The 24,439-nt window shown below is 63.7% G+C and carries 28 protein-coding genes and 1 tRNA gene; 12 read left to right on the forward strand and 17 right to left on the reverse strand.

The annotated features are described in order from the left end of the window. Window positions 1-87: 87 nt before the first annotated feature. A complete protein-coding gene (locus tag ACWW36_RS20505) occupies window positions 88-609 on the reverse strand; it encodes a DUF6636 domain-containing protein (RefSeq protein ID WP_456137805.1) in 522 nt (173 codons plus the stop codon). A 152-nt stretch (window positions 610-761) separates the two neighbouring features. On the opposite strand from ACWW36_RS20505, the gene ACWW36_RS20510 reads away from it, so the two are divergent. Beyond that, window positions 762-833: transfer RNA gene (locus tag ACWW36_RS20510), tRNA-Val, on the forward strand. A 100-nt stretch (window positions 834-933) separates the two neighbouring features. Here ACWW36_RS20510 and ACWW36_RS20515 read toward each other — a convergent pair. The 4 genes from ACWW36_RS20515 to ACWW36_RS20530 form a co-directional block, all read right to left on the reverse strand. Then, window positions 934-1,440 carry a site-specific integrase gene (locus tag ACWW36_RS20515; protein ID WP_456137806.1) on the reverse strand — a complete coding sequence of 169 codons (507 nt, stop codon included), beginning with the start codon at window positions 1,438-1,440 and terminating at the stop codon, window positions 934-936. Between the two features lie 473 nt (window positions 1,441-1,913). Then, window positions 1,914-2,123, reverse strand: coding sequence for a helix-turn-helix transcriptional regulator (locus ACWW36_RS20520; RefSeq protein WP_456137807.1), 210 nt, complete (start codon window positions 2,121-2,123; stop codon window positions 1,914-1,916). A gap of 120 nt (window positions 2,124-2,243) precedes the next feature. Beyond that, window positions 2,244-3,233 carry a zinc-dependent alcohol dehydrogenase family protein gene (locus ACWW36_RS20525; RefSeq protein WP_456137808.1) on the reverse strand — a complete coding sequence of 330 codons (990 nt, stop codon included), beginning with the start codon at window positions 3,231-3,233 and terminating at the stop codon, window positions 2,244-2,246. A 46-nt stretch (window positions 3,234-3,279) separates the two neighbouring features. Further along, complete coding sequence (locus ACWW36_RS20530; RefSeq protein WP_456137809.1) at window positions 3,280-3,738, reverse strand: hypothetical protein; 459 nt, start codon at window positions 3,736-3,738, stop codon at window positions 3,280-3,282. Between the two features lie 137 nt (window positions 3,739-3,875). Here ACWW36_RS20530 and ACWW36_RS20535 point away from each other — a divergent pair, with 137 nt between their 5' ends. Continuing rightward, entirely contained in the window at window positions 3,876-4,679 is an 804-nt protein-coding gene (locus tag ACWW36_RS20535) for a helix-turn-helix domain-containing protein (RefSeq protein WP_456137810.1), read from the forward strand. 16 nt (window positions 4,680-4,695) lie between these two features. Here the strand turns inward: ACWW36_RS20535 and ACWW36_RS20540 are convergent, their stop codons facing one another. After that, window positions 4,696-5,304: a zinc-binding dehydrogenase gene (locus ACWW36_RS20540; RefSeq protein WP_456137811.1), complete on the reverse strand. Its 609-nt coding sequence runs from the start codon at window positions 5,302-5,304 to the stop codon at window positions 4,696-4,698. A gap of 127 nt (window positions 5,305-5,431) precedes the next feature. Here ACWW36_RS20540 and ACWW36_RS20545 point away from each other — a divergent pair, with 127 nt between their 5' ends. Continuing rightward, window positions 5,432-5,560: a hypothetical protein gene (locus ACWW36_RS20545; RefSeq protein WP_456137812.1), complete on the forward strand. Its 129-nt coding sequence runs from the start codon at window positions 5,432-5,434 to the stop codon at window positions 5,558-5,560. Window positions 5,561-5,788: 228 nt separating this feature from the next. Next, window positions 5,789-7,633, forward strand: a complete 1,845-nt coding sequence (locus ACWW36_RS20550) for a hypothetical protein (RefSeq protein ID WP_456137813.1) — start codon at window positions 5,789-5,791, stop codon at window positions 7,631-7,633. Between the two features lie 64 nt (window positions 7,634-7,697). On the opposite strand, the gene ACWW36_RS20555 is transcribed toward ACWW36_RS20550, so the two are convergent. Beyond that, window positions 7,698-8,588, reverse strand: coding sequence for a L,D-transpeptidase (locus tag ACWW36_RS20555; RefSeq protein ID WP_456137814.1), 891 nt, complete (start codon window positions 8,586-8,588; stop codon window positions 7,698-7,700). A 169-nt stretch (window positions 8,589-8,757) separates the two neighbouring features. On the opposite strand from ACWW36_RS20555, the gene ACWW36_RS20560 reads away from it, so the two are divergent. Continuing rightward, a complete protein-coding gene (locus tag ACWW36_RS20560; protein ID WP_456137815.1) occupies window positions 8,758-9,063 on the forward strand; it encodes a hypothetical protein in 306 nt (101 codons plus the stop codon). A gap of 98 nt (window positions 9,064-9,161) precedes the next feature. Then, window positions 9,162-10,154: an Acg family FMN-binding oxidoreductase gene (locus ACWW36_RS20565; RefSeq protein WP_456137816.1), complete on the forward strand. Its 993-nt coding sequence runs from the start codon at window positions 9,162-9,164 to the stop codon at window positions 10,152-10,154. Here ACWW36_RS20565 and ACWW36_RS20570 read toward each other — a convergent pair. After that, entirely contained in the window at window positions 10,147-10,653 is a 507-nt protein-coding gene (locus tag ACWW36_RS20570) for an N-acetyltransferase family protein (protein WP_456137817.1), read from the reverse strand. The two genes, ACWW36_RS20565 and ACWW36_RS20570, sit on opposite strands and share 8 nt — an antisense overlap. A 167-nt stretch (window positions 10,654-10,820) precedes the next feature. Here ACWW36_RS20570 and ACWW36_RS20575 point away from each other — a divergent pair, with 167 nt between their 5' ends. Then, window positions 10,821-11,417: an Rv1733c family protein gene (locus tag ACWW36_RS20575; RefSeq protein ID WP_456137818.1), complete on the forward strand. Its 597-nt coding sequence runs from the start codon at window positions 10,821-10,823 to the stop codon at window positions 11,415-11,417. A 17-nt stretch (window positions 11,418-11,434) separates the two neighbouring features. Next, window positions 11,435-12,322 carry a universal stress protein gene (locus ACWW36_RS20580; RefSeq protein ID WP_456137819.1) on the forward strand — a complete coding sequence of 296 codons (888 nt, stop codon included), beginning with the start codon at window positions 11,435-11,437 and terminating at the stop codon, window positions 12,320-12,322. A 4-nt stretch (window positions 12,323-12,326) separates the two neighbouring features. On the opposite strand, the gene dosR is transcribed toward ACWW36_RS20580, so the two are convergent. The 3 genes from dosR to ACWW36_RS20595 are packed head-to-tail and all read right to left on the reverse strand — an operon-like array spanning window position 12,327 to window position 14,961. Continuing rightward, on the reverse strand, window positions 12,327-12,977 hold the full coding sequence (gene dosR / locus ACWW36_RS20585) for a hypoxia response regulator transcription factor DosR/DevR (protein WP_456137820.1): 651 nt from the start codon (window positions 12,975-12,977) through the stop codon (window positions 12,327-12,329). A gap of 44 nt (window positions 12,978-13,021) precedes the next feature. Continuing rightward, window positions 13,022-13,888: a universal stress protein gene (locus tag ACWW36_RS20590; RefSeq protein ID WP_456137821.1), complete on the reverse strand. Its 867-nt coding sequence runs from the start codon at window positions 13,886-13,888 to the stop codon at window positions 13,022-13,024. Window positions 13,889-13,947: 59 nt separating this feature from the next. Continuing rightward, window positions 13,948-14,961, reverse strand: coding sequence for an Acg family FMN-binding oxidoreductase (locus tag ACWW36_RS20595; RefSeq protein WP_456137822.1), 1,014 nt, complete (start codon window positions 14,959-14,961; stop codon window positions 13,948-13,950). 116 nt (window positions 14,962-15,077) lie between these two features. On the opposite strand from ACWW36_RS20595, the gene ACWW36_RS20600 reads away from it, so the two are divergent. Further along, a complete protein-coding gene (locus ACWW36_RS20600; protein WP_456142567.1) occupies window positions 15,078-16,562 on the forward strand; it encodes a bifunctional aminoglycoside phosphotransferase/ATP-binding protein in 1,485 nt (494 codons plus the stop codon). A 10-nt stretch (window positions 16,563-16,572) separates the two neighbouring features. On the opposite strand, the gene ACWW36_RS20605 is transcribed toward ACWW36_RS20600, so the two are convergent. Further along, the gene (locus ACWW36_RS20605; protein WP_456137823.1) at window positions 16,573-17,076 is read right to left on the reverse strand and encodes a flavodoxin domain-containing protein; all 504 of its coding nucleotides are present in this window, start codon (window positions 17,074-17,076) and stop codon (window positions 16,573-16,575) included. Next, entirely contained in the window at window positions 17,076-17,660 is a 585-nt protein-coding gene (locus ACWW36_RS20610; protein WP_456137824.1) for a hypothetical protein, read from the reverse strand. Before ACWW36_RS20610 ends, ACWW36_RS20605 begins: the two co-directional genes overlap by 1 nt. Window positions 17,661-17,768: 108 nt before the next feature. On the opposite strand from ACWW36_RS20610, the gene ACWW36_RS20615 reads away from it, so the two are divergent. The 3 genes from ACWW36_RS20615 to ACWW36_RS20625 all read left to right on the forward strand — a co-directional run bounded on the left by ACWW36_RS20615 (window position 17,769) and on the right by ACWW36_RS20625 (window position 19,849). Next, on the forward strand, window positions 17,769-19,139 hold the full coding sequence (locus ACWW36_RS20615) for a WS/DGAT/MGAT family O-acyltransferase (RefSeq protein ID WP_456137825.1): 1,371 nt from the start codon (window positions 17,769-17,771) through the stop codon (window positions 19,137-19,139). A gap of 81 nt (window positions 19,140-19,220) precedes the next feature. Continuing rightward, window positions 19,221-19,490 (forward strand): DUF1918 domain-containing protein, encoded by a 270-nt coding sequence (locus tag ACWW36_RS20620; protein WP_456137826.1) that lies wholly within the window; start codon window positions 19,221-19,223, stop codon window positions 19,488-19,490. Between the two features lie 77 nt (window positions 19,491-19,567). Next, complete coding sequence (locus ACWW36_RS20625) at window positions 19,568-19,849, forward strand: hypothetical protein (RefSeq protein WP_456137827.1); 282 nt, start codon at window positions 19,568-19,570, stop codon at window positions 19,847-19,849. Here the strand turns inward: ACWW36_RS20625 and ACWW36_RS20630 are convergent. From ACWW36_RS20630 to ACWW36_RS20645, 4 genes are all read right to left on the reverse strand, one after another. Next, on the reverse strand, window positions 19,846-21,252 hold the full coding sequence (locus ACWW36_RS20630; RefSeq protein ID WP_456137828.1) for a wax ester/triacylglycerol synthase family O-acyltransferase: 1,407 nt from the start codon (window positions 21,250-21,252) through the stop codon (window positions 19,846-19,848). The genes ACWW36_RS20625 and ACWW36_RS20630 overlap by 4 nt on opposite strands. 12 nt (window positions 21,253-21,264) lie before the next feature. Next, window positions 21,265-22,443 carry an alpha/beta hydrolase family protein gene (locus ACWW36_RS20635; protein WP_456137829.1) on the reverse strand — a complete coding sequence of 393 codons (1,179 nt, stop codon included), beginning with the start codon at window positions 22,441-22,443 and terminating at the stop codon, window positions 21,265-21,267. Window positions 22,444-22,758: 315 nt separating this feature from the next. Further along, the gene (locus ACWW36_RS20640; RefSeq protein WP_456137830.1) at window positions 22,759-23,346 is read right to left on the reverse strand and encodes a hypothetical protein; all 588 of its coding nucleotides are present in this window, start codon (window positions 23,344-23,346) and stop codon (window positions 22,759-22,761) included. 10 nt (window positions 23,347-23,356) lie between these two features. Further along, a complete protein-coding gene (locus tag ACWW36_RS20645) occupies window positions 23,357-24,238 on the reverse strand; it encodes a universal stress protein (RefSeq protein WP_456137831.1) in 882 nt (293 codons plus the stop codon). Window positions 24,239-24,439: the final 201 nt, after the last annotated feature.

Consider the following 24,439-nt stretch of genomic DNA (forward strand, 5'->3'; position numbering starts at 1 on the left):
GAACGACACGTCGCCCGTCGCGAAGGACGACGATAGTCCACCAAAGTGTAGCCGCACAAATCTCGACGACGGCCGCTCTCGGCGACGTCAGAACAGGCGATACGCCTCCCGCGAAATCGCGAACCCGTGGCCCGTCTTCGTATCCCGGCACGTGATGCCAGACTCGGCGCTCTCGCACCGCAGCACCCCAGCCGTGATCGAATCGCCGTACGGCAGCACCTCATCTGCGCCGAACGCCGTATCGCCGGCGCAGACGAATTCAGCGTGCTCACCCGGAGCGAGCGAGATCCCTTGCCCGTAGTCGAACTCGCAGTCTGCGGGCCTGGGCGGCGGCGACCAGTCGCGGTCAATGATGTCGCAACGCGCCCATTCCGCGTCGATCATGCAGCTGACATTGCCTGACGGCGCGACGAAGCCCGTCAGCTCAAACACCTCACGGTCGGCTGCGCTGGGGCCGGTCATCGTGTCCGGCCGCGCCTTCGTCGTCCTCGGCTGGTTGGAAACCGGTATGGGACTTGAGGACTGGGCGACCGTCTCGCCAGCGCCGCAACCGGCGGCAAGGGCCATAACGGCAATCGCCGCAAGCACACGTTCGAGATGGTGAGCCACCGCGCGACCATAACCGCGCAACGTGGGGCCGGCCCACGGAAATTGCGAAGTTCCGACTGGTCATCGGGCCGGTCGCCGCGGAACAGATTCGGGTCAACTGGCCTGTGCGTGCTAGCCTTCTACGTCGTTCGACCCGTTGGGTCGAGCTCCCCGGTCTCGTAGCTCAGGGGGAGAGCGTCCGCCTCACACGCGGAAGGTCACTGGTTCGATCCCAGTCGGGACCACAACACAAAGCCGCAGGTAGATGCCCCAATTTTCAGGCCAGAATCGCATTCGCTGACACCATTTGAGTCGGTCTATAGGGCCAAAATAGGGCCAAACTTTTCAGAGCCCGTCGGCCCGCTGGTCGTCCAGTGCGTCCAAGGCGGAAGCCACATCGTCGAGTTCGTCGTCGCAGAGATCGGCGTAGATGTGCGCGGTCACCGTGATCGAGGCGTGGCCCATCGTCTTCTGTGGCAGCCGCAGGTCGGCGCCCGCCCGGCGTGCCAAGGACGCGTAGGTGTGTCGAAGATCGTGCACCCGCAATGTCGGGGGGCCGATCTCGACGATGGCTTGGCGCCACTTGACCGACCGCTTCCAGTTCTCCAGCCCGAGCCGAGAGCCCAGCGGTGAAGTGATCGCCGGCTCGCCCGGCCGACGTCCCGCGAGCCGGGTCCTGAGGATGGGAATGACGCGTTCGGGGATGGGGATCGAGCGGCGGCCTGCGGACGATTTGGGGTTGCCCTCGACGAGCTTGCCGCCCACTTGGGTGATCGACCTGCGCACGCGGATCCGGCGGGCTTTGAGGTCGACGTCCTCCACATTGAGGCCAGTCAGTTCACCGAATCGCATGCCGGTATAGGCGAGCAGGGTGACGACATCGCCTTGGCCGCCACAAACGAGGGTGAGCGAGGCGACTTCGGCGGTGGTCAGGTACGTGGTGTGCGGTCGGGCGCAGCGGTGGAAACTTTGTGCGAGCGGCGGGATTTCGGCCGAGAAGCTGACCTTCGTCGGCGGCGTGGTCGAGGCACATCTTCAACACCGAATGGTTCCACCGGAGTGTTCGCAGGCTGAGCCCGGATTGGGCCATCTCGTTGACCCATTTCTGAATCGACTGGTGGTCGATCTTGCCGACCGACCAGCCGCCGAATCGCGGTTCGATTCGCAGCCGCCATTCGACGTCAAAACGAGGACCAAGGTTGGTTTCGCGGCGATTGATAGCCATCGGCATTCTCCGTCAACAACTCTGTGCGACAGAGTGTTTCATGGCGCACCGACAAGAAATCGGGTCGCGATGTTAGCGAGCGTATGGGCCAAACCTGGGCTCACACACGCGTGGATGCCAGCCATGACTTGACATCCTTTAGAGCCCACCGACGATGTCGCCCGCTGAGTCGAAGATGATGCGGCCCAGGAGCATCGATCCCGAGCTCGCGCTTGGCTGCCCAGTCGTGGAGGGTCGAAACCGGCACGCCGGTGATCTCGCGAACCTGTTGTGCGGTAAGCATTTCCCTTCCATCGTCAGTCAAGCTCATATTGCACTCCTGTCCAGACCGCCAGCCGCTGGTCGTATATACGCCATCTTCAGCTCAACACGCCGCCCATGCGACAGCCACTGAAAACTTCTTCTGCCGCAATGTGCTAGCTCACGCTGTTCAGCCGCCCGCTTTGCACGCTCGTTCCCCTGCCGCTTTCAGCAGGATCTTGCCGCCCCGGAGGAGATGTTGCACCGCGTCCTGGATGTGCTCCAAGGGGTATACACCCGCCACGGGGACCAACAGGGAGCCGTCTGCCACCAGCGGTGCCGCCTCGCGAATGACGGGCACCACCTTGTCGCGGTAGTCGAAGTCGCCGACAAAGAATCCGCGAACGGAGGCGTGCTTGCCGACCAGTGTCGCGGTGTCGACCCACATGGGTTCGTCCCTGGCCCAGGAGTAGCTGACCAACTGACCGCCGTCGGAGAGCAATTCGAGCAGCCGCCCCACCCCCGGACCACCGACGGCGTCCACTGCCAGCGCGACTCGCGCGTCGCCGATCGATGCGCGAACGTCGCGGACCGCATCGGGGTCGTCAACGTGGACCACGTCGGCCCCGGCTGCTGTGAGCTCGGCGAACGTTGAGTCGTCACGGGCCAGGTTGATCGTTTTCAGTCCACGGAGTTTGGCTAGCGCAATCAATGACCGTCCCACACCGGAGTTCGCGGCGTTTTGAACCACGTAGTCACCCGGCTGCAGGGCGGTGCATTCACTGAGCATCAACCCTGCTGTCGGTGGGTTGCTGCCCAGCATCGCGTACTGCTCGAGATCGCCGTCGGCGGGGAGTGCGAACAGGCCGTCCGCGGGGATGACGAGCCGCTCACGCCACGCACCGGCGTACAGGGGCAGCACGACCAGATCGCCGACCTGCAGTCCATCGACCTCGGCGCCGGTGGCAAGCACGCGCGCGACTCCTTCTGCGCCTGGTATGTGGGGCAGGGGTGGTCGTGCCAGCATGCCGCTGACAACCAGTAGGTCGTGTTTGTTCAGCGGTGAAAACTCAACGCTCACAAGCACTTCGTGTGGGCCCGGTGGCGGCGGCTCCTCGATGTCGACGACGCGTAGCACCTGCGCGGGGTCGCCGAACTGTTCCATCTGGATGGCGCGCATATCAATTCCTCTCGATTCGAAGGTCAGGCCGCTGTGGAGGAAGCGGTTATCGCCGAATTTCGGTGTCGCTGCGCGTCTCGATGGCCGTGACGCTATGGACGAACGCCTTCCGTAAGACGCCCCTGCCGATGGTGCCAAGGACGGCCGCCAGGACGCGTCCTTTGAGGTTTTTGCCCTCGCGGACGATGACGACGTCCACATTTGTGGTGCCGTCGGGATGCGGGCTGAGGGTGTAGACGTAGCCCGACGCGCCTCCCCAGGTGTTGGAGTCGGTGGTCGTCAGCGTGACGTGGTTGGGATCGGACCAGTCGTAGTGCAGGCGTTCCCAGATACCTCCCGAGCCTTCGGTGACATCGGCCGTCCGGACGCCCTTGTGGTGCACGATGAGGTCGTTATCAGCGCTGTTCGGAAAGAGCTCGGAACGGCCTGGTCCGAAATCGGTGAGCCCGGCGATGAATTGCTCCGGTGTGGAGCGGGTCGATTGGTGGAAGTGAATCGTGGACATCGTGTCCTCCTTGGCTGATGGAGTTTGATCTTTCGTCCCCGAGAAGCGCATCGGCGCCAACGCGAATTCCTGTTTGAACCTCGGCGGGCAACCCCTATCGATCCTGGTACCGCGAGGGACAGGCTTAAGATCGGGCAATGTCGGCGACGGCCGGCGCGCTGGGTGACTTTCTGCGTGCGCGTCGAGAACAAATCCGCCCCGAGGATGTCGGGTTGAACTCGGGACCCCGCAGGCGCGTCCCCGGATTGCGGCGCGAGGAGTTGGCGATGCTCGCGGGTATTAGCGTCGACTACTACCTTCGGCTCGAGCAAGGTCGTGACGAGCACCCGTCGTCGCAAGTGCTCGAGGCACTGGCCCGCGCACTGCGACTCGATGTCACGGCTACAGAGCATCTTCACGGGCTTGCTGGCTTGCGGGCGACGCATCACCGACGGACTGTTGCAGATGTGGCGGCCGACGGTCTGGATCAGCTGATCAACCAGATATCACTTCCGACGATCGTCGCGAATCGGTATCAGGATGTCTTGGCGGCGAACGCAATTGCCCGCGCTTTGTCACCAGGCTTTGCCCCCGGCGAGAACTTCTTGAGGTGGCGGTTACTCGCACCGGCTGCGCGCGACTTCTTCGTCGACTGGGACGAGGCAACCGAAGTCGCGGTCAGTGGGCTACGCGAATCGGCGGCCGGCGATCTGGATGATCCTCGCCTACGCGCCTTGATCGACGAACTCTTGGCAGTCAGCGACCGATTCCGCGAACTATGGGCACGCGCAGACGTCGGATATCGCACGGGCATCCTCCACATGCGACATCCGATCGTGGGGGACCTTTACCTTCGCCGCACGAGGCTGAGCATCCCGGACTCCGACATCCAGGTGTTCATCTACCATCCCGAGCCGGGCAGTGATTCCGAGAAGGCGATCAAGGCGCTCGCAGTGTCATAAATTAGCCAGGTATCGGTTACGGGTCGAACGTCAGCAGCGGCTTGCCCACATGTTCGGGTGCCTCGGCCAAATAGACGGCCTCACTGAAGTCTTCGAGAGGGATCGGCTGACCATCTGGCACGCGCAGCGCGCCGCTCTCGGCGAGCTGAAGTGTCCGCTGGATCGTTGCGGCCATCCGATCCCTCGGTGTCTCGGTGAACCAGCGCAACAGCCAGAACCCCCGAACGGTCTTGGTGTCGTAGATCAGTGAGCGTGCAAAGACGGGGATGGTCAGTTTGTCGGGGTCGGTTTGGCGGTGTGTGGACAGCGCACCGTAGGCGATTAGCTCGCCGTGCGGTGCCAGCGCACGCGACACGTCGGCGCCCACCTGGCCGCTGACGCAGTCGATCGCCTTGTACACGCCGTCGTGGCCGGCTATGTCGGCCACTCGTTCGCGCAGGTCCTCATCCTCGGTGCAGATCACCGCGGTGACGCCCAGTGCGAGGATGTCCTCCACAGCGGAGCGACGGCGCACGACGTTGAGGGTCTTGAAGCCCCGGTGGGCGCCGAGTTGGATGACCAATTGGCCCACTGTCGTACCGGCAGCCGTCTGCAACAGCCATTCGCCCGGCCGAACATCGAGCACGCGGGTATTTACCGTATTTGTCCCCGCGTCAATTGAGCCACGCAGGTGTTGCTACCGATCCCAACATCGGTGCGCCGCCGGCTGGGAGTCGCAGCCGACGCGCGAGACGCTCCGGCGCACCCTGCCGATGCCCGCCGACGTCATGCTCGCGCTGCGGGCGCTGAGCGCGCGACAAAAGCGCGGACGGGTGGCGTTCGCAGCGCCTCAGCACTCGTTCGATCTCGCGTACTCGCTTGCCCCTGTCGTGAAGGGGTGAGACCGGTACACCAGTGATCTTGCGAACCTGTTGTGCGGTAAGCATTCCCTTCCATTGTCGCCCGAGCTCATCGTGCACTCCTCTCCATGCCCCCAGCCACCGGTGGTCTCAGCGCAAGAAGTTCCCAAGAAACTTCCAAGCCGCCTGTTGTGCCATTTGTTGTGAGGCGATGACGACGCATCACCGCCAGCCATTCACAACCACGGCTTAACGAAACGGAGAAACATCGTGGGAGACACCGCCTTACGGGGTGCCGACGCGGCTCAGGATCTAGACGGCACCATCCATCGCTCCGACGGCAGCTCCACCGACACCGCCGGCAACACCATCAGCTCCGATGGCTCGGTCACCACACCCGATGGCTACACCCTCAATGCCGACGGCACCGTGACCACGCCTCAGGGCGTGATCATCGATCAAGACGGCACCCAACATTTCCCCGACCAGGGCATCACCGTCGACCCCGACGGCACCATGCATTTCAGCAGCGGTGCAGTCCTCCAGCCTGACGGCACCATCATCAATCCCGACGGTTCGGTCACCACACCCGATGGCAGCACCCTCAATACCGATGGCACCGTGACGACGCCTGAGGGCGTGATCATCGATCAAGACGGCACCCAACATTTCCCCGACCAGGGCATCACCGTCGACCCCGACGGCACCATGCATTTCAGCAGCGGTGCAGTCCTCCAGCCTGACGGCACCATCATCAATCCCGACGGCTCGGTCACCAGCCCCGACGGCAGCACCCTCAATACCGATGGCACCGTGACCACGCCTCAGGGCGTCATCATCGACCAAGACGGCACCCAACACTTCCCCGACCAGGGCATCACCGTCGACCCCGACGGCACCATGCACTTCAACAACGGCACAATCCTCCTGCCCGACGGCACCATCCTCAACCCCGACGGCACCATCACCGCTCCCGATGGCACCACCACCGCTCCCGACGGCACCAGCACGGGTCCTGACCCGGGCAACGGTCCTGACCCGGGCAACGGAAACGACCCAGGCAGCGGAAACGACCCCGGCTCCGGAAACGACCCGGGCTCCGGAAACGACCCGGGCTCCGGAAATGACCCCGGCACCGGTCCCGACCCGGGCGACGGTCCCGACCCGGGCGACGGCCCGGACCCTGGAGGTAATCCTGACGGTGATGGTGACCCCGACGATGACGAGAGTCCCAGCCACGGCAGCCACGGACCGCAGTCAGGCCATGCACACGCGGGTGCGGGTGCGCCTACGGGTTCCCTTTTGGGCGGCGAGAAAACCACCGGCGGGCTCGGTGACGTCGACACCGGTGAAAGCGGCTTTGGCTTCTCACAATACGGCGCTCCGCGCGAGGACGACGGCGACGATGGGAACGAGTCACCTGGCGGGCATCACTCCGGATCTGGGCACTCGTCATCGGGGGGTTCGTCGCATGGAGCAAGTGCGGTGCTGGGCAGTGCTGATGATCAGGACTACGTCGGCGGCGGAGCCGGCTGGACCAGGTTCGGCGCGCCACATGCCGACACGACCGGGCCGGGTGCGCGGACGCATGCCCACAGGGCCAAACGTTCGCACGGCGACCGGGGGCATCGCACCCGCGGGTGGGTCGTTGGGGCGCTGGGTCTGGCGCTGCTGGGCGGGGCGCTGGTGTGGGGCGTTGGGCTGCAGCAGGGTGACACCACGGTCAGTCCCCAGGTGCTCAACACCACAGTGCCGGCGCCCACACCGACATCGGTCGCGGCGTCACCCACCACCTCATTGTCGGCGTTACCGACGTTGAGTGCGACGACCACGCCGGAAGCACCGGTCGCCACCGTGCAGGCGCTCCCGCAAGTCACCGAGCAAACCACCACTGCCCCAACGACTTCGGTCACGCTCGCACCTACACCGTCGACGACCACCCGTGTCACACCGACTACCTCAACCGAGCCGACGACGCACGCCACGATCGCGCCGCCTACCACATCGGTCACACATCATGGAAGCAACAACAAACCCGCTTCCGCACCGGACCGGGTCGGCACCCACGGAGTACTCCAACCTAAAAGCCGCACTACCAATGCGACGGGGAAGTGATCAGTTCCCCAACGGCTTTCGCGGTAGTGCCCGGGCACAAGCGTGCGGACGACACCACCGGGAGCTAGATCTGCCAGTCGTTTGAGCCGTCGTGCCTGGAGTACGTGCCGCCGCTGGAGTTCTTCACGACGATGGGATCACCGGCGCCGAAGTTGTCAAAGAACCATTTCGCGTTGGCGGGGCTGATGTTGATGCAGCCATGGCTAACGTCGCGCTTGCCCTGGTCATCCACTGACCATGGAGCGCTGTGTACGAAGTCGCCGCTGTCATCGAATCGGACGGCTAGCTCGACCGTCGTCTTGTATCCGTACGTCGAATTGACCGGAACGCCATACGTCGACGAATCCATCACCACCGAGGGCATCTTCTCTTGGACGTAGTAAGTGCCGTTTGGCGTTTGGTGGCCGCCGGCTGACATCCCCATCGACATCGGAATGGTCTTCTCCACGGCCCCGTTGCGGGTGACGGTCAGTTGGTGGGTGGCGTCGTCGGCCGTGGCCACCAGGCTGTCGCCCGTTTGGAAGCTGAACACTGTGCCACCCGCATCGACGGTCACCGCGGTGTGCGCGGGCCAGAAGTTCAGCGGCCGCCAGCGCAACTGCGTGGGCGTCATCCAGTAGAACTTGCCGGGAACCGGCGGGACCGAAGAAACGTGGACGGCGCTTTCGGCTGCACCGGAGTCTTCGACGAGCCCCGGGAAATTGATGATGATCGGCTGGGCCACACCCACCGTCGAGCCGTTGGCAGGCACGAACCTCGGCGGCCCGAACGGCGCGGTGCCAGTGAACGGTGTCGGGTCCTGCCCTGCATCGGGGCCCGCGACAACCCCTGGATCGCCGGGAGCCGGATCCGCCAACGCGGAGCCCGTACCCACCACCAGCACCAAGCCCAAAATCGAAGCCGCTCCGGCTGTCTTCAGAGCGGCGAAGCGGATTCCCGTCCTCCAGCCCGACATACACATCCCTCCAGTCACCTCGTGGAAACAGTCTCACATAGCGCCCACGCCGGCTTCCTCGTCCGTCGCCCGGCGCCGACGGTCTGTAACGCTCACGGTCGCGCCTGACACGTCAGTTCAGTCCGCGGGCCAACAAGTCGGCCCGCTTCTAATACCCAGGGAGCAGAACATGACCACGAAATCTACGGATGTGATCGCCTGGCTAATCGTTGCCGGGGCCGCCATGGCTATTGCCACCGCACCGATCGCGGCGGCCAGTACGGATCTGCCAACGCCGGGAGCGGGGCCGGCCAGCGAGGCCATCGACCAACTGCAAGCCCAGGGCTTCACGGTCTCGATCAACTGGCTCGAAGGTCATCCCAACGTTCCGTTGCGGGAATGCCACATTACGTCGGTCAACGACCCCAGCAGATCAGTCGACGATCCGGCGCTGACCACGGTCTACGTCGACGTCGCCTGCCCAAACGCGAAGTAACCAAGTCATCAACAACAGGGTCTTTGTGCTCTGCTCCGACATAGGTCTTTGCCGTCACTGTGGAGACAACCACAAGTAGTTCTTCAGAGGTGACACAGATGAGCGCACAATTTCCCGACGCCGAGACCGTCCGGTCAGCCCTGGCGCTGGCCGGACGTGCTCCGTCCGTGCACAACTCTCAGCCATGGCAGTGGCGAGTCGGCGAACACAGCCTTCACATGTACTCCGACCCCGACCTGCATCTGACCCACATCGACCCCGACGGTCGCGATCTGATGCTGAGCTGCGGTGCGGCACTGCACCACTGCGCCGTGGCGTTCGCGGCACTGGGTTGGCAGTCGAAGATCCACCGGTTCCCCAATCCCGCCGACCCGCAACACATCGCGGCCATCGAGCTCTATCGGTATCCGGCATCCGACGTGGACGTCACTTTGGCGGCCGCGATTCCGCGACGCCGCACAGATCGGCGGAACTACAGCGCATGGCCCGTGCCTCAAGGTGATATCGCGTTGATGGGCGCCCGCGCCGCGCGAGCCGGCGTCATGCTGCGCCGTGTCGATGCGTTGGACAATCTCAAGGAGCTTGTGGCCCAAGCGGCTTACCGGCATGCCGAGGATTACGACTACCTCGCTGAATTAGCCGAGTGGAGTGGGCGATACGCGTCGACGGCCGGTGTTCCGGCGCACAGCACCCCGCATTCTGACGCAGATGCGCCGATACCTGCGCGTGCATTTGCCGGTCCTGTGCTCACCCAACCGGTGAATACGCAGGCAGCGCAGGACAACGCCGCGGTAGTGGCCCTCGGTACCGCCGACGACGATCTACTGGCGCGCCTACGCGCCGGTGAGGCCACCAGCCTGGTCTTGCTGACGGCAACCGCGCTCGGCCTGGCCAGCTGCCCCATCACCGAGCCGTTGGAGATCCCTGAAACGCGTGCCGCGGTACAGGCCGACGTCTTCGGTGCCGACGCCTACCCGCAGATGCTACTGCGGATCGGTTGGGCACCCGTCAACGCTGATCCGCTGCCGTCAACGCCGCGTCGCGAATTGGCGGAAGTCGTTGCGCACCTGGATGGTTCACCGTTCAACTAGCGGCCTCCAGGTCGATAACGACATGTAGCACCGAACCGTCAAGGTGCCGCGTGCACGGCCACTCGGAATCCGCAAGCACCTGAAGCATGAGGTGGTTCTCTGCCAGCACCTCGGCAACGAGATGGCGCACTCCGTTTTCCCGCGCGATCACTCCGAGCCTGTGTAGCAACGCAGTGCCGACTCCGCGAAGGTGCTCGGCGTGTGCGACCACGACCGCCACTTCGGCGTATCTCGGATCCTGGCTCACAACATAATTGGCGACGCCGAGCAGCTTGCCGGAGCTGAATGCGCCAAGCGAATACTGCTCATCCTCGCCGTCGGTGATCGATCGCGCCCGCTCCCGCAAGTGCGCCGGGCGCATTGTGAAGAATCGAAAGTAGCGTTCCTCGTCCGTGAGCGATTCATAGAGGCTGACTACCTTGCTTGCGTCGCGCGGTGTCAACGACCGAAGCGAAACTACCGACCCGTCAAGGAGTTCCGCGGTCGATACGTTCACCACGTAGTGACCATATCCACTATCTCGTCTGTATTGCCGGGTCATTGGTCCTCCTGCGTGACGCTGAAGGTCATCTGACCGGGCGACCAGGGCCATTCGGCCCTGGAATATCGGGGCGTGTGGCAGCCAAGATCGACGTATCGACAGCGCCATGACATCGGAGGGACGTCATGCAAACCTTCACGATTGGCTTGGGACGCCTCTGGTGGTTTCGGGTGCTGGGTCGCAATCCGTTGGTGCGCGGCAGTGACCGGATTGAGGTCCTGGTGCTGAGCTTGGCCGTATTGGTTACCGTCGTCGCCATGCCCGTCGCCGCGACCTTCGGCACGTCCGTACACGACGCCCGCACACGGCTGTACGCCGAGCAGGCGCAGACCAGACATCAAGTGACGGCGACCGCTGTCGAGGAGGCGGTACTTTCCCTTGACGTCGAGTCCGACACCATGTGGTTCACCGCCAACGCCTCCTGGAGCGTCGCGGGGCGCGATCACGTCGGAACCGTCACATGGCCCGCCTATTCGAAACGTGGAGACCAACAGGTGATTTGGGTCGACGACGCAGGCAAGAGTGTCCCTGCGCCGCCTTCGCAGAGTCGGGCAGACACCGACGCGGTCGGTATTGCCCTCACAATGTGGCTCGGCGCGGCCGCGGCGTCGGCGGGCTTGGTATTTCTCGTTCGCCGTAGGCTGGACCATCGGCGCTATCGCGAATGGGACCGTGTCATCACGGCGTCTCGCAACAACGACGGCCAAGCGAATCGCCAATGAGCATGAGGAGCTAACGGATGTCCACCCCTAAGGCCCGTGTCGGCATCGTCGTCGGCGTCGATGGTTCGGCGGCGTCAAAGGCCGCCGTCAGTTGGGCAACTCACGAAGCGTCGTTACGAGACCTTCCATTGAGCCTCATCCACGTCATTCCGGCGTCGCTGCCGCAGACGTGGCCCGAAGTACCCAATCCGCCTGAGCTGCACCACTGGTACGAACTCAACGGTAGCGAGATCCTCGCGCTCGCCAGACAGGCCGCCGAGGCGGCGATGAAGGGGCCCAACAGCATTGAGGTGAGCAGCGAGGTCATCAGCGGCAGCCCGCCCGCAACGCTGATCGACCTTTCGAAGGAGGCCGAACTGGTGGTTGTAGGCTGCCGCGGGCTTGGCGCGCTTGCCCGACGCTTGCTCGGATCGGTGAGCTCCGCCCTCGTCCATCACGCTCATTGCCCGGTCGCCGTCATCCACGACGACGCCTCAATGCCCGGCTCAGAGACGGCTCCCGTCGTCGTCGGCGTCGATGGTTCGCCCGCCTCCGAGTCGGCGACGGCGATCGCGTTCGACGAGGCGTCGCGTCGCGGCGTTGAGCTCGTCGCGGTCCACGCATGGAGCGACGACTCCGCCTACGAGCTGCCCGGTCTCGAGTGGTCAACCCTTGAGGCGCAAGCGGGAGAGGCTCTGGCGGCACGCTTGGCGGGCTGGCAGGAGCGCTATCCCGATGTGACGGTTCGCCGTGTCGTCGTGCTGGACCGGCCGGCGCATCAACTTCTCGAGCAGTCGGAGTCCGCGCAACTAACGGTCGTCGGCAGCCACGGCCGCGGCGGATTCGCGGGAATGCTTCTCGGTTCGGTCAGCGCCGCAGTCGCACAGTCGGCGCGCACCCCGGTGATCGTCGCGCGTCCGTCCTGAACCGTTATTCCTCAGGGCGGCGCTGAGATTGATCGAGCTTGGAGATGAACACAGCCGCCTGTGTGCGGCGCTCCATGCCGAGCTTGGCGAGCAACCGTGACACGTAGTTCTTGACGGTCTTTTCGGCGAGGAACATCCGCGCCGCGATCTGCTTGTTGGTCAGGCCCTCGCCGAGCAGGTCCAGCAGTACGCGCTCTTGGTCGCTGAGCCCGGACAGCGGATCGGACTGTTCAGCGGCGCCGCGCAGCTTGGCCATCAGCGCCGCCGCGGCCCTGTTGTCGAGCAAGGACCGGCCCGCGCCCACCTCCTTGATGGCTTCGGCGAGCTCCATGCCCTTGATGTCCTTGACCACGTATCCGCTGGCGCCGGCCAGTATTGCGTCCAGCATCGCTTCGTCGGACGTGAACGACGTCAGCATGAGGCAGCGCAGCTCGGGCAGCCGGGACAGCAGATCTCGGCATAGTTCGATGCCGTTGCCGTCGGGCAGCCTGACGTCGAGGACCGCCACGTCGGGCTGAAGAGCGGGAATCCGTGCCAGCGCCTGAGCCACCGATCCGGCCTCGCCGACGACCTCGAGTTCAGGGTCTGCGCTGAGGAGGTCGATCAGTCCTCGCCGGACAACTTCGTGGTCGTCGACGAGAAAGACTTTCACCACTCGAAGGCCCTCCATAAATGTTGCCGCGTCGGTCGATGTAGCGCTCACAATACGTTCTGAGGTTCGCAGATCAAGACTGAACAATCGGAGTTGTGCAGCGCCGCATAGCCCGGCGGGCCCAGCAGCGAAGTGATGCCCTGGCGCCGTTCGTGTCCCACTACGAGAAGCTGAATCGAACTCGCGTTCTTGGTAAGGAAGTTCAGCGTGCTGCTATGGACGGCCACTGCGCGCACGTCCAGATCCGGGTAGCGCTTCTTCCACTGCGCCAGCCGGCGGTCGAGCTGCGCCCTCGCCATCCGGTTACCGTCGGCCACCGCATTGCAGTCGTGTATGTCGGTGAAGCGAGATTGCCAGGTGGTCAACACCCGTAGCGGGGCGTCGCGCATCTCCGCCTCTTCCAGTGCGCGCCGCAATACGCCGTCGCTGCCCGCGCATTCGTCGACCTCGGCGACCACCCATTTTTGGTGGTCCCGGTGCGGATCGTGTTTGCGGACGACGGCCACGGGGCAGTGAGCCGACGATGCCAGCGCCGCGGCGGTCGACCCGATGCGGCCCTGTGCGCTGTGCTTGAGGCCGACCGAGCCGACACACACCATCGCGGCCCATCGCGACGCCTCGATCAGCGCGCGTGTCGGCCGTTCCTGCAGGATTTCAACTTCGATCTTGACGGGTCGGTTCGTCGATTCGACTGCCGTGTAGGCATACCGGACGGCTACTTCACCCGCGGCGAGTTCACGGGCCATGTCCTGAGGGTCATCACCGGCGGTACCCGGATCGATCGCGTATACGAGGCGCAACGGGATATCGCGACTGATCGCCTCGTCGACGGCCCACAGAGCGGCCTCGAGCCCGGATCGCGAACCGTCTATGCCGACTACGACCGCTGGAGGTAATGACAACTGGTCTCGCATACTTCGACGCTATCGATGCCGCCGCCAGGCGCGGAGAGGCGAAAGGCCCTATTGCCGGGTCATTGGTCCTGTTCGCGGACCTCGAAGACCTCGTTGATCGACCGCCGCGGCGTCGGGGGAGGCACGTCGTCGAGTGAAGGGGCCAGACCTATGCGAATCAGCACCTGCGGCGTGGTGCTCTGCCCGATCAAGCCGGCGACTATCGCCCGGCTCGTTTCCAACTCGGTGATGTGGGTCAGTGTGCATGTGGCCAGCCCGGCCATCGTGGCGTCGAGTAGCACGGCCGACAGTGTTTCGCCGCACCGCAGGATGGCGTCGTGTGAGTCGTCGTAGGTCGACAACACAAGGACTTTCGACTGGTCTTCAGCGACCGATTGGCGCCGCTCGCTGTGATGTGTGACCGGGAAGTTGCGGCCGATGTCAACACGATCGCTTTCGGCGGCTGACACCAATGACGAATGAGGAATACCGCTTCCGAGCTCGAAATCGGCTGTCCACCACTGAAGTTCGGCGTGGTAGGACGAATCGTACAAGCGCAGCGACTCGGTGAGTTGGGAAGCTTCGGCTAGTTGTGGCCGTAGCTCGTCGGCGATGGTGTCGAGGCGAACCGACTCCTCGTCGATCGTGGCGTGCAATTCCGACTCGAATGAATCCCAGTCCGGCGGTGGGGCGAACGGAAGTCGATCGGTGCGCCGCAGCAGGATGGCATTGGCGCGGCGGCGGTGCGCCTCGGTGACGAACTTCAGCGGGCTGAACTCGATTGAGGCGACGTGGAGAAGGTTGTTGGGGTTCGGAAACCGCTCGACGTGGGCGATCCATCCGGCGGCTGCCATCGCGACACGGAAGTGGTCGAGCGTCGCGCCACAGGCGATGAGCGCCTCCCGGCCCGAGTTGTCGGCCGAGCGGATGACTCGGTTCGGATCGACGAACAGCTGCAGCGTCTTTCCCTGCAACACCCAGCGCCACGGCTGGCTGTTGTGCATCGAAGGTGCGCGGGAAGCCAGGTACACGGCGTCTGTGACGGTGTTGAGGGTCAACACACTTTCCGGCGTGGCGGAGCTCTGCTTGCTCATAGTCACCACTTTCGGCCACCACCTGCGATAACGCCCAGGGCCAATGGTCCCGAAGCCGGGGTCTTAGGGCCCTGTATTGGCTGATGGAGCAGTGGAATCTTGAGGATGTGAACACCATGTGCGCGACGGCGGCCAAGCTCGAACTACCTTCGGAGGCCACGGGGAATCTCGATGCGCAAGTGCACGAGACCCACACCGGTGTGGTCGTCCTGATCGGGGACAAGGCGTACAAGGCCAAGAAACCGATCGTCACCGATTTCCTGGACTTCAGCACGGTGGAGCGTCGCGAGCGGGCCTGCGACCACGAAGTCACGCTCAATCGCCGGTTGGCGCCGGACAGTTACCTGGGCGTAGCTCATTTCAGCGACACGGACAACGATGCGGACGAACCCGTGATCGTGATGCGCCGTTACCCGGACTCCGCTCGCTTGTCCTCGATGGTCAAGGACGGCGAGCCGGTCCGGCATCACCTGAGCGTGATCGCCGAACTCCTGGCGGACTTCCACGCCGATGCGAAGCGCAGCCATGTCATCGACACGCACGCCGGCGTCGGCGCCGTCGCGGCGCGCTGGCACGAGAATCTCGAAGAGCTGGCGCGGTATAGGACCGTGGTCGGGCGTGAGTCAGTTCGCGAGGTCGCGAGACTGGTCTCGCAGTTCGGCCGGGGCCGCGCCGCACTGTTCGCCCGGCGCATTGCCGACCGCAGGATCATCGACGGACATGGCGATCTGCTGGCCGACGACATCTTCTGCGTACCGAGCGGGCCTGCGCTGCTTGACTGCTTGGAGTTCGACGATCATCTGCGTTACGTCGACGGCATCGACGATGCCACCTTCCTGGCGATGGATCTGGAATTCCTTGGCCGCAAAGATCTTGCCGACCACTTCCTCGATGAGTACTGCCGGCGGGCCGGCGACACCGCGCCACAGGCGTTGAAGGACTTCTACATCGCCTACCGTGCAATAGTCCGGGCGAAGGTCGATTGCATCCGCGTGACGCAAGGACATGCCGAGGCCGCCGCGGATGCGCGCAGGCACATCGACATTGCGCTTGAGCATCTACGGGCAGGCACGGTGCGCCTGGTGATCGTCGGGGGCGGACCCGGCAGCGGAAAGACCACGCTTGCGCGTGCGTTGGCTAAACAACTTGGTGCACAAGTGATTTCGACCGATGATGTGCGCAAAGAGCTGCAGCAGGCGGGCGCTATCACCGGTGAGGCCGGTGAGCTGAACGCCGGCCTGTACACACCGGAGAACATCGCCGAGGTCTACGACGAGGTCCTGCGGCGGGCAGAGGCAGCGCTGTCTGACGGCTCGTCGGTGATCTTGGACGGAACATGGCGTGATTCGCGGCAGCGCAAACGCGCGCGGCTGCTGGCCGACCAAACCGCTTCGCCGCTAGTGGAATTCACCTGCTCGGTGGAGTTGGAACAGGCGTCGGCACGGATTCGGGGCAGGGGCCCATCGGCGTCGGACGCCACGCCTGAGATAGCCGCCGCGCTGGCCGACGCCGCTTCGTTCGACGGCCATCACATCGACACCGGCCGGCCGCTGGCGGAGTCCGTCGCCGAAGCCCAGCAGATTTGTTGCCTGGCGATCTAGAACTCGGGGCCTACGCGCCCGCAGACTGTCGGGATTCGAGGTCGGTCAGCACTGATTCTGCCCATCGGTGGACGTGAGCAGAGTCGCGCCAGTCGCCCGCATGTGTCTTGGCCATCGCCGAGGCAGGGAAACCCGTCGCGTGGGCCGACAGGTGGCCACCGAACGTGACGTGACCGCGGGCGCCGATTCGATGCGCCAGCTTGGCGACCTGCTTGGTGGGCGGAATGTCATTCTGTTCGGCTGAGTCATCAAGGGGCCCGCTACTGACCAGCCAGACCGGCAGCTCGCGTAGCGCCGCGGTGTTTCGTCGGACGAACCGCCGAGCGTCACGATGCCATCTGTTGGCGTACAACGCGCTTACGACGATCGCTGCGTCGAACTCCCTGAGGTCGTAGATGCCGTCGGCGGGGCTGACGACCGCTTCACAGCCCAACTCCCGCAACGCATCGCCGATCATGTCAGCCAGGCCTGCCGTGCCGCCTCGCTTTGAGCCGAAAGCGATCAGAACACGCATCATTTGCTCCCCTCAGCATCGGCCTTGATCTGGTTCACCGTTGCCTGCATGATGTGGCCGACGAAGGGCCGGATGAAGCGCCAGTAGCGCAGAAACCGCCGTCGCGATACGGGATCCGTTGTGATAGTTCGGCATTCATATCTCAACAGCGCTGAGCGTTCTCCATAGGGGATGACGACGAAGTTAGCAGAAATCTTGCCCCAGCCGGGCTCGGTGAACTCGCTGAACTCGCTCGGCTGCACCTCGAGCCATTCGATGACGGCTTGCCAGAATTTGCCGACAGCGCCAAAGGCGATTTCCCGGCCTTGCCTTTCGCCAAGCGCAAGCCAGCCGGGGAGGCCACCGTTGACCACCGTGAGCTCGGGCAGTGACGGCGCCGCTCGGCCAAGCAAGCGGGCCGGCAGGGCGCGAATCCACATTGATACCGCCAGTAACGGTGTTCGGACCGTGAGTAGATCGAGCGTACGGGCGGCCTCATAGGTGGTCGCCGGGTCGGCAGCGACCATGACGTGCTTGGCTATCGCCGCATCGAACCGGGGCATCGCCCCGTCAAGGATCGTGCGGTCGGTGTCGGCTGCCGTCATGGGTCCAATCGTCGTCACACCGGTGGGGTCCACCTAGGGCAACTGGTCCTCAGCGGCAGGGGACCTCTGCCTCTCGTGATGACAGGCCCCACGGCGGACAGTCGACTCATGGAACACCTTTCCACCCTCGATGCAGGTTTCCTCGAGGCGGAGGACTCCGACCCGCATGTCAGCCTTGCGGTCGGCGCGATCTCAGTCATCGAAGGCCCCATGCCCGATTCCGACAAGCTGACGGCGGGCATCGCCGAGCGAGTCCTCAAGGTCCCGCGATTCAGGCAGGTGCTGCGCACACACCTGCTCGATCTAGGTCCGCCGGAATGGGTGGATGCCTCGAACCTCGATGTGTCTCATCACATCCATCTGGCTGCGCTACCGCATCCCGGCGACGACGAGGCTTTGTTCCGGTTCGCCGCCGACGTCATGGAGCGGCGCCTGGACCGTGAACGCCCGTTGTGGGAGTGCTGGATCATCGAAGGACTGGCAGAGGGTCGCTGGGCGATGCTGATGAAAATCCATCACTGCATGGCCGACGGGATCGCGACGATGCACATATTCTCGGGGCTGAGCGACGGGGGCGAGGGGGACACGTTCGCAACGAAGATCCGCGCCGCCAACGAGCCACCCGACAAGCCTTTCAGCCTCCCGTCGGTGGATCTGAACCCACTGAACTGGGCGAGCAGCGCATGGCATCTAGCCAACAGTGCGGCGAGCGCAGCAGCGCTGGCGATCCAAGGTGCCGTCGAAATCGCCGATGGCCTATTGAATCCGGCCGCAGAGTCGTCATTGAACGGGCCGGTCACCACGATGCGGCGCTACAGCGCTGCGCGAGTCAACCTCGCAGATGTGGCCCAGGTGTGTCAGAAGTTCGGCGTGACGGTGAACGACGTTGCGTTGGCAGCGATCACAGACAGTTTTCGGGCTGCGCTCGTGCGCCGGGGAGAGCAACCCCGCCGCAACTCACTGCGGACATTGGTCCCGGTGTCTATTCGCTCAAATGACTCAAAGGATGTCACCGACAACCGTGTGTCGCTGATGCTCCCGTTCCTCCCCGTCGACAAGCAGGACCCGGTAGAGCAATTGCAAGAGGTGCACCGACGATTGGCGAAGAGCAAGGCCAGCGGTCAACGTCAAGCGGGGGGAATCGTCGTCGCCGCGATGAACATGGTGCCATTTCCCCTGACGGCCTGGACTGTTCGCGCGCTGACGAAGTTGCCGCAACGCGGTGTGGTAACCGTGGCGACCAATGTGCCCGGCCCGCGGCAACGGATGCGCGTCATGGGGCAAGAGGTTCTACGCATGTATCCCATACCGCCCATCGCCCTTCAATTGCGAAGCGGGGTTGCGATTGTGAGCTACGCCGATGAACTCGTGTTCGGGATCACGGCAGACTACGACGCGACCCCCGATGTCGATGAACTCGCGCGTGGCATCGAGCAAGGTGTGGCACGACTGCTCGCGTTGAGCACACCGTCTGAGTGAGGTGCGGCACCGTTCGTTGTGGAAGGCCCGACTTCACGGGTGTCGCTTCGGACGCCGATCAAGTCAAGGAAGGAGTCAGGGATGAAGGCCGTGGTGGGCGACTGGCTGGTGATGAAGGGTTACACCATCGACAAGCCGGATCAGAGGGGACTGATCACCGAAGTGCACTCGGATGACGGCTCCCCGCCGTACATGGTGCATTGGCTCGACAGCGATCACGCCGCGATGGTGTTTCCGGGTCCAGACGCAATCATCGTGACGGCCGCCGCACAGCGCGCCGCCGACGAGCGGGAGCGCCAGCGGATTGCATCGGTTCAGTCGGGTATCACGCACCACTTCAGGGATAAGTGAGGACAGTCGGGAGGCGCAACGCAGCAGTGACTTTCGGCCCTGGTAGTGCCAATGAACCGCAGCGTACCAATGAAATCATGCGGCAGAGAACCGAACTACCAACACTTCTCGATATCGACGTGACGACCCACGGCCGACTGCCCGGTGCGGCGGACTATGCGCGACAGAAGATCGGCGCACTCGGGCCGCTCACTCATCGTCCTGTGCTGCACGCCCGCGTCAAACTCACCAAGCACGATGACCCGGCGGTCGAGCGGCCGGTGATCGCGCAGGCCAACCTCGACATCGCCCAAAGCCGTGGAAGCGTGATCTATCACCGCTACGACGGGCACTACGGATTGATCACGCCCGCAGGCTAACTGCCAACTCCCACCGCCGCCTCCAACTCGGTCAACGACTCTTCGGTCAGCGAAATCAAGGTGTCGATGTCAGGCACCACGTCGCTGCCCGCAACGTATCCGATTCCGATGTGGTCGGCATATGAGAACGTCGTGACGTTGAGTCCCTGACCGTCGTAAACCGCCGATACCGGATAGATCTCGTCGACATGCGAGCCATTCCAATACAATTCGCTTGCCGGACCCGGAACGCTGGAAATCGGAAGGTTGTATCCGGTACGGGCCTTCGGTACGAACGGCAGCATCGGGAACAGTACCGTCGGCGCAATGCTGGTCGCGAGCAACAACATCGACGCTGCCGAGCCGCGGTTCGCGACTTGATGCTTTCCCTCGGACATCGAGCGATGGATGAGGTTTAGTCTCTCAGCGGGATCATCCAGGTCGGTGCCCAACGGGCACAACCAGGCACCGAACCGGTTTCCGTCCCCTTCACCAGGTAGTTCGTTCCTGCCGCGAACGGTGATCGGACAAATGGCCACCAGTGACCGCTCCGGCAGTTCGTGGCGGTCGAGCATCCAACGGCGCAAGACACCGGCGACCACTGCCGTCACCGCGTCATTGCCCGTCACGCCTGCCGCCCGCTGCACAGCCCGGATTCGGCTCTTGTCCCAACTGCCGGCGGCAACAGTGCGCTCGTGACCGAGCCGGCCATTGAAACGGGTAAACGGTGCGCCGAGAGGTAGCACATCGGTATCCAGCACCAACCCGGCCATGAGATCGGCAGCCTCGCCGGTAACCACCCGTTCAGCGAGCGCCAGGCTCGATGCCGCGGTCCCCAACATCGAACGAATCATCCACACCGGATTCGGTATTCGTAGGCCGCTGCGTTTGCTGGGTGCTGGCGGTGCAGAATGTGTGAAAAACGTTGGCATCGATCGGCATTGCGGATCAGTGCTCAGCGCCTGTGTGATCATTTGCAAGCCGGCGACACCATCGACGACCGTGTGATGAATCTTCAGGTAGACCGCGAAGCGCCCATCGTCGAGCCCGTCGATCAAATAGGACATCCACATGGGGCGGGACCTGTCGAGTGGCTCGGCATGCAGTCGACTGACCAACCGCCACAATCCCTTAGGCCCCTCGCCTCGTTCCAGCGTCCGTCGCAGGCAGTGTTGACGCAGATCAACTTGATCAGCTTCTTTCCAGGCCCAAAGACCGCCGGTTTCCATACCCCGGTGGGGGTACCGACGCAATCGCGGGTCGGTCGGCTCCTGTCCGGAGATCGTCATCTGATGTAGTTGATCGATGTAGTCCGCTCCGGCATGTGCGGGCGGGGACACGATCATCACCGCGCCGATGTTCAACGGGTTCGAGACCACATCCGCCAAAAGCATTGCCGCACCGAGCGGGTCGACCCAGTCCATTGGCGGGCTCACCTATGCGGGTTGGGCGGGGTCGGATGCCGCCTGTGAACTGTCGAGAAGACCCGACTGCATGAGTGCGGCGTCGACGAAGCGCTGCACCGGTCGTGAGCTGAAGAATCCGGTGTGCCCGCCGCGGTACCACACAATCTCAGGTTTGCCCCAGTGCTCCCACAGCCTGATGACCTGCTCGCGAGGATGGACGAGCCGGTCGGCGATTCCGGCATAGATGAAGCGGCCGCGCATCGGCACGCGGGGCGTCAGGGACAACGGCGACACCATGCGCCCGATCGGCTCGGCGAGTTCCACTGTATGGCGGCGCGGGTCGTCTTGGGTCAGTCCGGAGTGTCGCCCTAGCAGCGCGATCAGATCAGCAACGGGAACTCCGAGAATGGCGCACGTCAGCCCGTCCTCGAGGCTGGCGACCAGCGATGCGACGTAGCCCCCTAGCGAGATGCTGTTCAGGCCGATGGGCGAGTCAGGCTGCTGTGCGCGTATCCAGGACAGCAGCCGCCGGATATCCCACACCGCCTGTGCGGTGGCATGCACGTTGTCCATCACGTCTTCGCCGGGAAATACCGCGCCCCTAGGCAGTCCACGTCCACGTGGCCCGTGCATCGGCAGCACGGGCAAGACCACATTCAGGCCGAGATCAGTGTGCAGATGCCATGCTCGGAACAGCAGCAGATCCAGTGCTGCCCTGCCCATCTCGGCGCCGTGTACACATACCACCCACGGCCGAGGATCCTTGTGACGCAACATCAATGCGTACTCGTGCTTGTTTGCGCTATAGCTAAGCCACCGTGCCCGGCCGGGCTCACCTTTGCGTGGTGTGTAGCTGCTTTCGAACGTGATGCGCTCGTAGGTGCGGCCAATGTTCTTGACCTGCCGGATGGTGACGTCGGTAAGGGGAGGCGGCGGAGCGAAGAACTGTTCCGGCTTGTCCAGCCATCCGCGTTTCCCGTAGAAGTCGAGCGCGGCGGTCACCTCGCGGTTGATCCGGTCAAACGCCTGCGGATAGCTAACCGGTCGATGGGCCCGCAACCCGAGCAGGACGATCTCGTCGCGAAACGCGTGCGCGGCGAGAGCCACCGTGGGTCGCGCAATTGGAAGCTCGCCCGCGTTGCGATCGAGATAGTCGCGCCATGACTGAGCGTAGTAGCGACCGGTTCTCGCGAATGGGCCCAGGACCATGTCCAAAGGCTGACCAGCGTGGCTCACTGGTGGCTGGTCCGCATCATCGTGGTCAGGAACGGACATGTCGGCGAAATTACGGGTACACCAAACGCCGGGATAGGGGATTAGGTCCCGGCGAAGGTCATAGGCAGGACACTGCGACAGCAAAGAGTCTTTCGCCTCTGTCGGCCGAAGGTGCAGCTCGTCGTCATCGGTGGCTCAGAGGCCGATCAGCTGACGCGAATCGTTGGGCCGCAGGGGCATCCGCTGTATCGGCACGCTGGATCGTCGGTCCTCGTGCTGCGGCGGTAATTCCGTATTGCAGTGACAGCGTCAGGCTGTGAGCAGGCCCTTGTTGACGATGTCCAGTGCCGCCTTGAGGTGCATTTCGGCCTGATCGAGGTTGGAGACGAATTCACCTGCGTAGTTGTTCTGTGACCCGCTGATGGCCGACAGGCACATATGCGCGGCGTCGTGTGCATCGTTGATCGCAGCGTCGAGTTCAGCGGTCAGATCCGGATCTGGTGCGGGCAAATGAGCCCGCAATTTGACCGTGCCGGCATCGTGCAATACCTGACATGATTTCTGCAGGGTTGCGTCATCCTGACGCTTCAACGCTTGCTGGGAATCGCTTACCGCTGACTGCAATTCATCGAAATGCTCGTGCGCCGACGACCACCACTGCTGCATCATGGCGTTGGCACCAGCCGTTGGGGTCGATGGCGGTTGGGTCCCTGAACGCCGCATGACCACAACGCCGAGAATCGCGGCCAACAAGACCGCGGCGACCACACTTGTCGACAAGATGATCCACAGCGTGTGGTTGGACAACCGTTTGGGCGACGAAATGATCAGCGCATCACACTCCTGGCACAGCTGCTGATCCTTCGGATTTGAGTGCCCGTTCGGACATTTCGGCATGGCTGCGCCCCTAGTCACGGACCACGATCACGGGGGCTTTTGCCGACTCCGCCACCGCGGTGCTGACCGAGCCGAGCAGCATCCCGGCGAACCCTCCACGACCGCGGCTGCCGACGATCACCAGTTGAGCTTGTTCTGATTCATCGACCAGCCAGCGTGCAGGCCGGTCGCACACAATCCGTCGACGGACGCCGACATCCGGGTACTGCTCCTGCCACCCCGCGAGGCGCTCACCAAGCACCTCGCGGCCCTGGTCCTCGTATTCGTGCCAATCCATACCCAGAATCGGGAAGACCCCGACATCACTCCACGCATGTAGCGCCACCAATTCAACCCCTCGGCGCGATGCTTCGTCGAACGCCATAGCTGTGGCTTTCTCCGATGCCGGTGAGCCGTCGATGCCGAGCAAGACAGGGGAGGCGGGGTCGGGCGCTTGCGCTTCGTCGGCATGGATGATCGCGACAGGGCATCGCGCATGGTGGACCACACCGCTGCTTACCGAACCAAGCACTGCCCGGCCGAACGCCCCCATGCCGCGGCTGCCGACCACGACCATCTGCGCGTCCTTCGAGGCCTGGACCAACGTTGGAACGGCGTATCCGTGCAGCACCTCCGTGTGCACGTTGCCGACCTCGGACTGAGCGAGACTGGAGTGCGCGGCTTCTCGAGCCTGATCGAGAACCTCTTGTGCGTTCTCCTCTTGCCACTCATCAAATTTCGTCTGTAGCGAAGCTACTGGCCAAGACACGACAACCGGCACCACGACGTGTACCAAAGTGAGTGGAGCATGGTGCATTTCCGCTTCGCGCGCTCCCCAGCGAACAGCGGCGTCGGATTCGGGCGATCCGTCGACAGCCACCAGGACTCCGTATCTTGGGGCAGATTCTGGCATCTGAACCCTCTCTGTGTCCGGTCCCGGTGTTCTGCCGTGTCGCCTATTTTTCCAGTCTGTCCGAGGCGAAATACAATGCCAGCACAGCAACAGTGGCGACGACGATCGCGACCAAAACAGCAGCTGTCTCCAAGTTCATGGCCATTCCCCTCAGCCCCCTAGCCCGCGAGCGGTAGCACCGCCTTCGTAGTGAAGCTATTC

It is taken from the genome of Mycobacterium sp. MMS18-G62, from assembly GCF_053877835.1.

Excerpts from the sequence above, each read along its gene's own strand:
- ACWW36_RS20515 (WP_456137806.1), bottom strand. The coding sequence starts at position 1,440 with ATGCGATTCGGTGAACTGACTGGCCTCAATGTGGAGGACGTCGACCTC.
- ACWW36_RS20520 (WP_456137807.1), bottom strand. The coding sequence starts at position 2,123 with ATGAGCTTGACTGACGATGGAAGGGAAATGCTTACCGCACAACAGGTT.
- ACWW36_RS20525 (WP_456137808.1), bottom strand. The coding sequence starts at position 3,233 with ATGCGCGCCATCCAGATGGAACAGTTCGGCGACCCCGCGCAGGTGCTA.
- ACWW36_RS20530 (WP_456137809.1), bottom strand. The coding sequence starts at position 3,738 with ATGTCCACGATTCACTTCCACCAATCGACCCGCTCCACACCGGAGCAA.
- ACWW36_RS20535 (WP_456137810.1), top strand. The coding sequence starts at position 3,876 with ATGTCGGCGACGGCCGGCGCGCTGGGTGACTTTCTGCGTGCGCGTCGA.
- ACWW36_RS20545 (WP_456137812.1), top strand. The coding sequence starts at position 5,432 with ATGCCCGCCGACGTCATGCTCGCGCTGCGGGCGCTGAGCGCGCGACAA.
- ACWW36_RS20555 (WP_456137814.1), bottom strand. The coding sequence starts at position 8,588 with ATGTCGGGCTGGAGGACGGGAATCCGCTTCGCCGCTCTGAAGACAGCC.
- ACWW36_RS20560 (WP_456137815.1), top strand. The coding sequence starts at position 8,758 with ATGACCACGAAATCTACGGATGTGATCGCCTGGCTAATCGTTGCCGGG.
- ACWW36_RS20565 (WP_456137816.1), top strand. The coding sequence starts at position 9,162 with ATGAGCGCACAATTTCCCGACGCCGAGACCGTCCGGTCAGCCCTGGCG.
- ACWW36_RS20575 (WP_456137818.1), top strand. The coding sequence starts at position 10,821 with ATGCAAACCTTCACGATTGGCTTGGGACGCCTCTGGTGGTTTCGGGTG.
- ACWW36_RS20580 (WP_456137819.1), top strand. The coding sequence starts at position 11,435 with ATGTCCACCCCTAAGGCCCGTGTCGGCATCGTCGTCGGCGTCGATGGT.
- ACWW36_RS20590 (WP_456137821.1), bottom strand. The coding sequence starts at position 13,888 with ATGCGAGACCAGTTGTCATTACCTCCAGCGGTCGTAGTCGGCATAGAC.
- ACWW36_RS20595 (WP_456137822.1), bottom strand. The coding sequence starts at position 14,961 with ATGAGCAAGCAGAGCTCCGCCACGCCGGAAAGTGTGTTGACCCTCAAC.
- ACWW36_RS20600 (WP_456142567.1), top strand. The coding sequence starts at position 15,078 with ATGTGCGCGACGGCGGCCAAGCTCGAACTACCTTCGGAGGCCACGGGG.
- ACWW36_RS20605 (WP_456137823.1), bottom strand. The coding sequence starts at position 17,076 with ATGCGTGTTCTGATCGCTTTCGGCTCAAAGCGAGGCGGCACGGCAGGC.
- ACWW36_RS20610 (WP_456137824.1), bottom strand. The coding sequence starts at position 17,660 with ATGACGGCAGCCGACACCGACCGCACGATCCTTGACGGGGCGATGCCC.
- ACWW36_RS20615 (WP_456137825.1), top strand. The coding sequence starts at position 17,769 with ATGGAACACCTTTCCACCCTCGATGCAGGTTTCCTCGAGGCGGAGGAC.
- ACWW36_RS20620 (WP_456137826.1), top strand. The coding sequence starts at position 19,221 with ATGAAGGCCGTGGTGGGCGACTGGCTGGTGATGAAGGGTTACACCATC.
- ACWW36_RS20625 (WP_456137827.1), top strand. The coding sequence starts at position 19,568 with ATGCGGCAGAGAACCGAACTACCAACACTTCTCGATATCGACGTGACG.
- ACWW36_RS20630 (WP_456137828.1), bottom strand. The coding sequence starts at position 21,252 with ATGGACTGGGTCGACCCGCTCGGTGCGGCAATGCTTTTGGCGGATGTG.
- ACWW36_RS20635 (WP_456137829.1), bottom strand. The coding sequence starts at position 22,443 with ATGGTCCTGGGCCCATTCGCGAGAACCGGTCGCTACTACGCTCAGTCA.
- ACWW36_RS20640 (WP_456137830.1), bottom strand. The coding sequence starts at position 23,346 with ATGCCGAAATGTCCGAACGGGCACTCAAATCCGAAGGATCAGCAGCTG.
- ACWW36_RS20645 (WP_456137831.1), bottom strand. The coding sequence starts at position 24,238 with ATGCCAGAATCTGCCCCAAGATACGGAGTCCTGGTGGCTGTCGACGGA.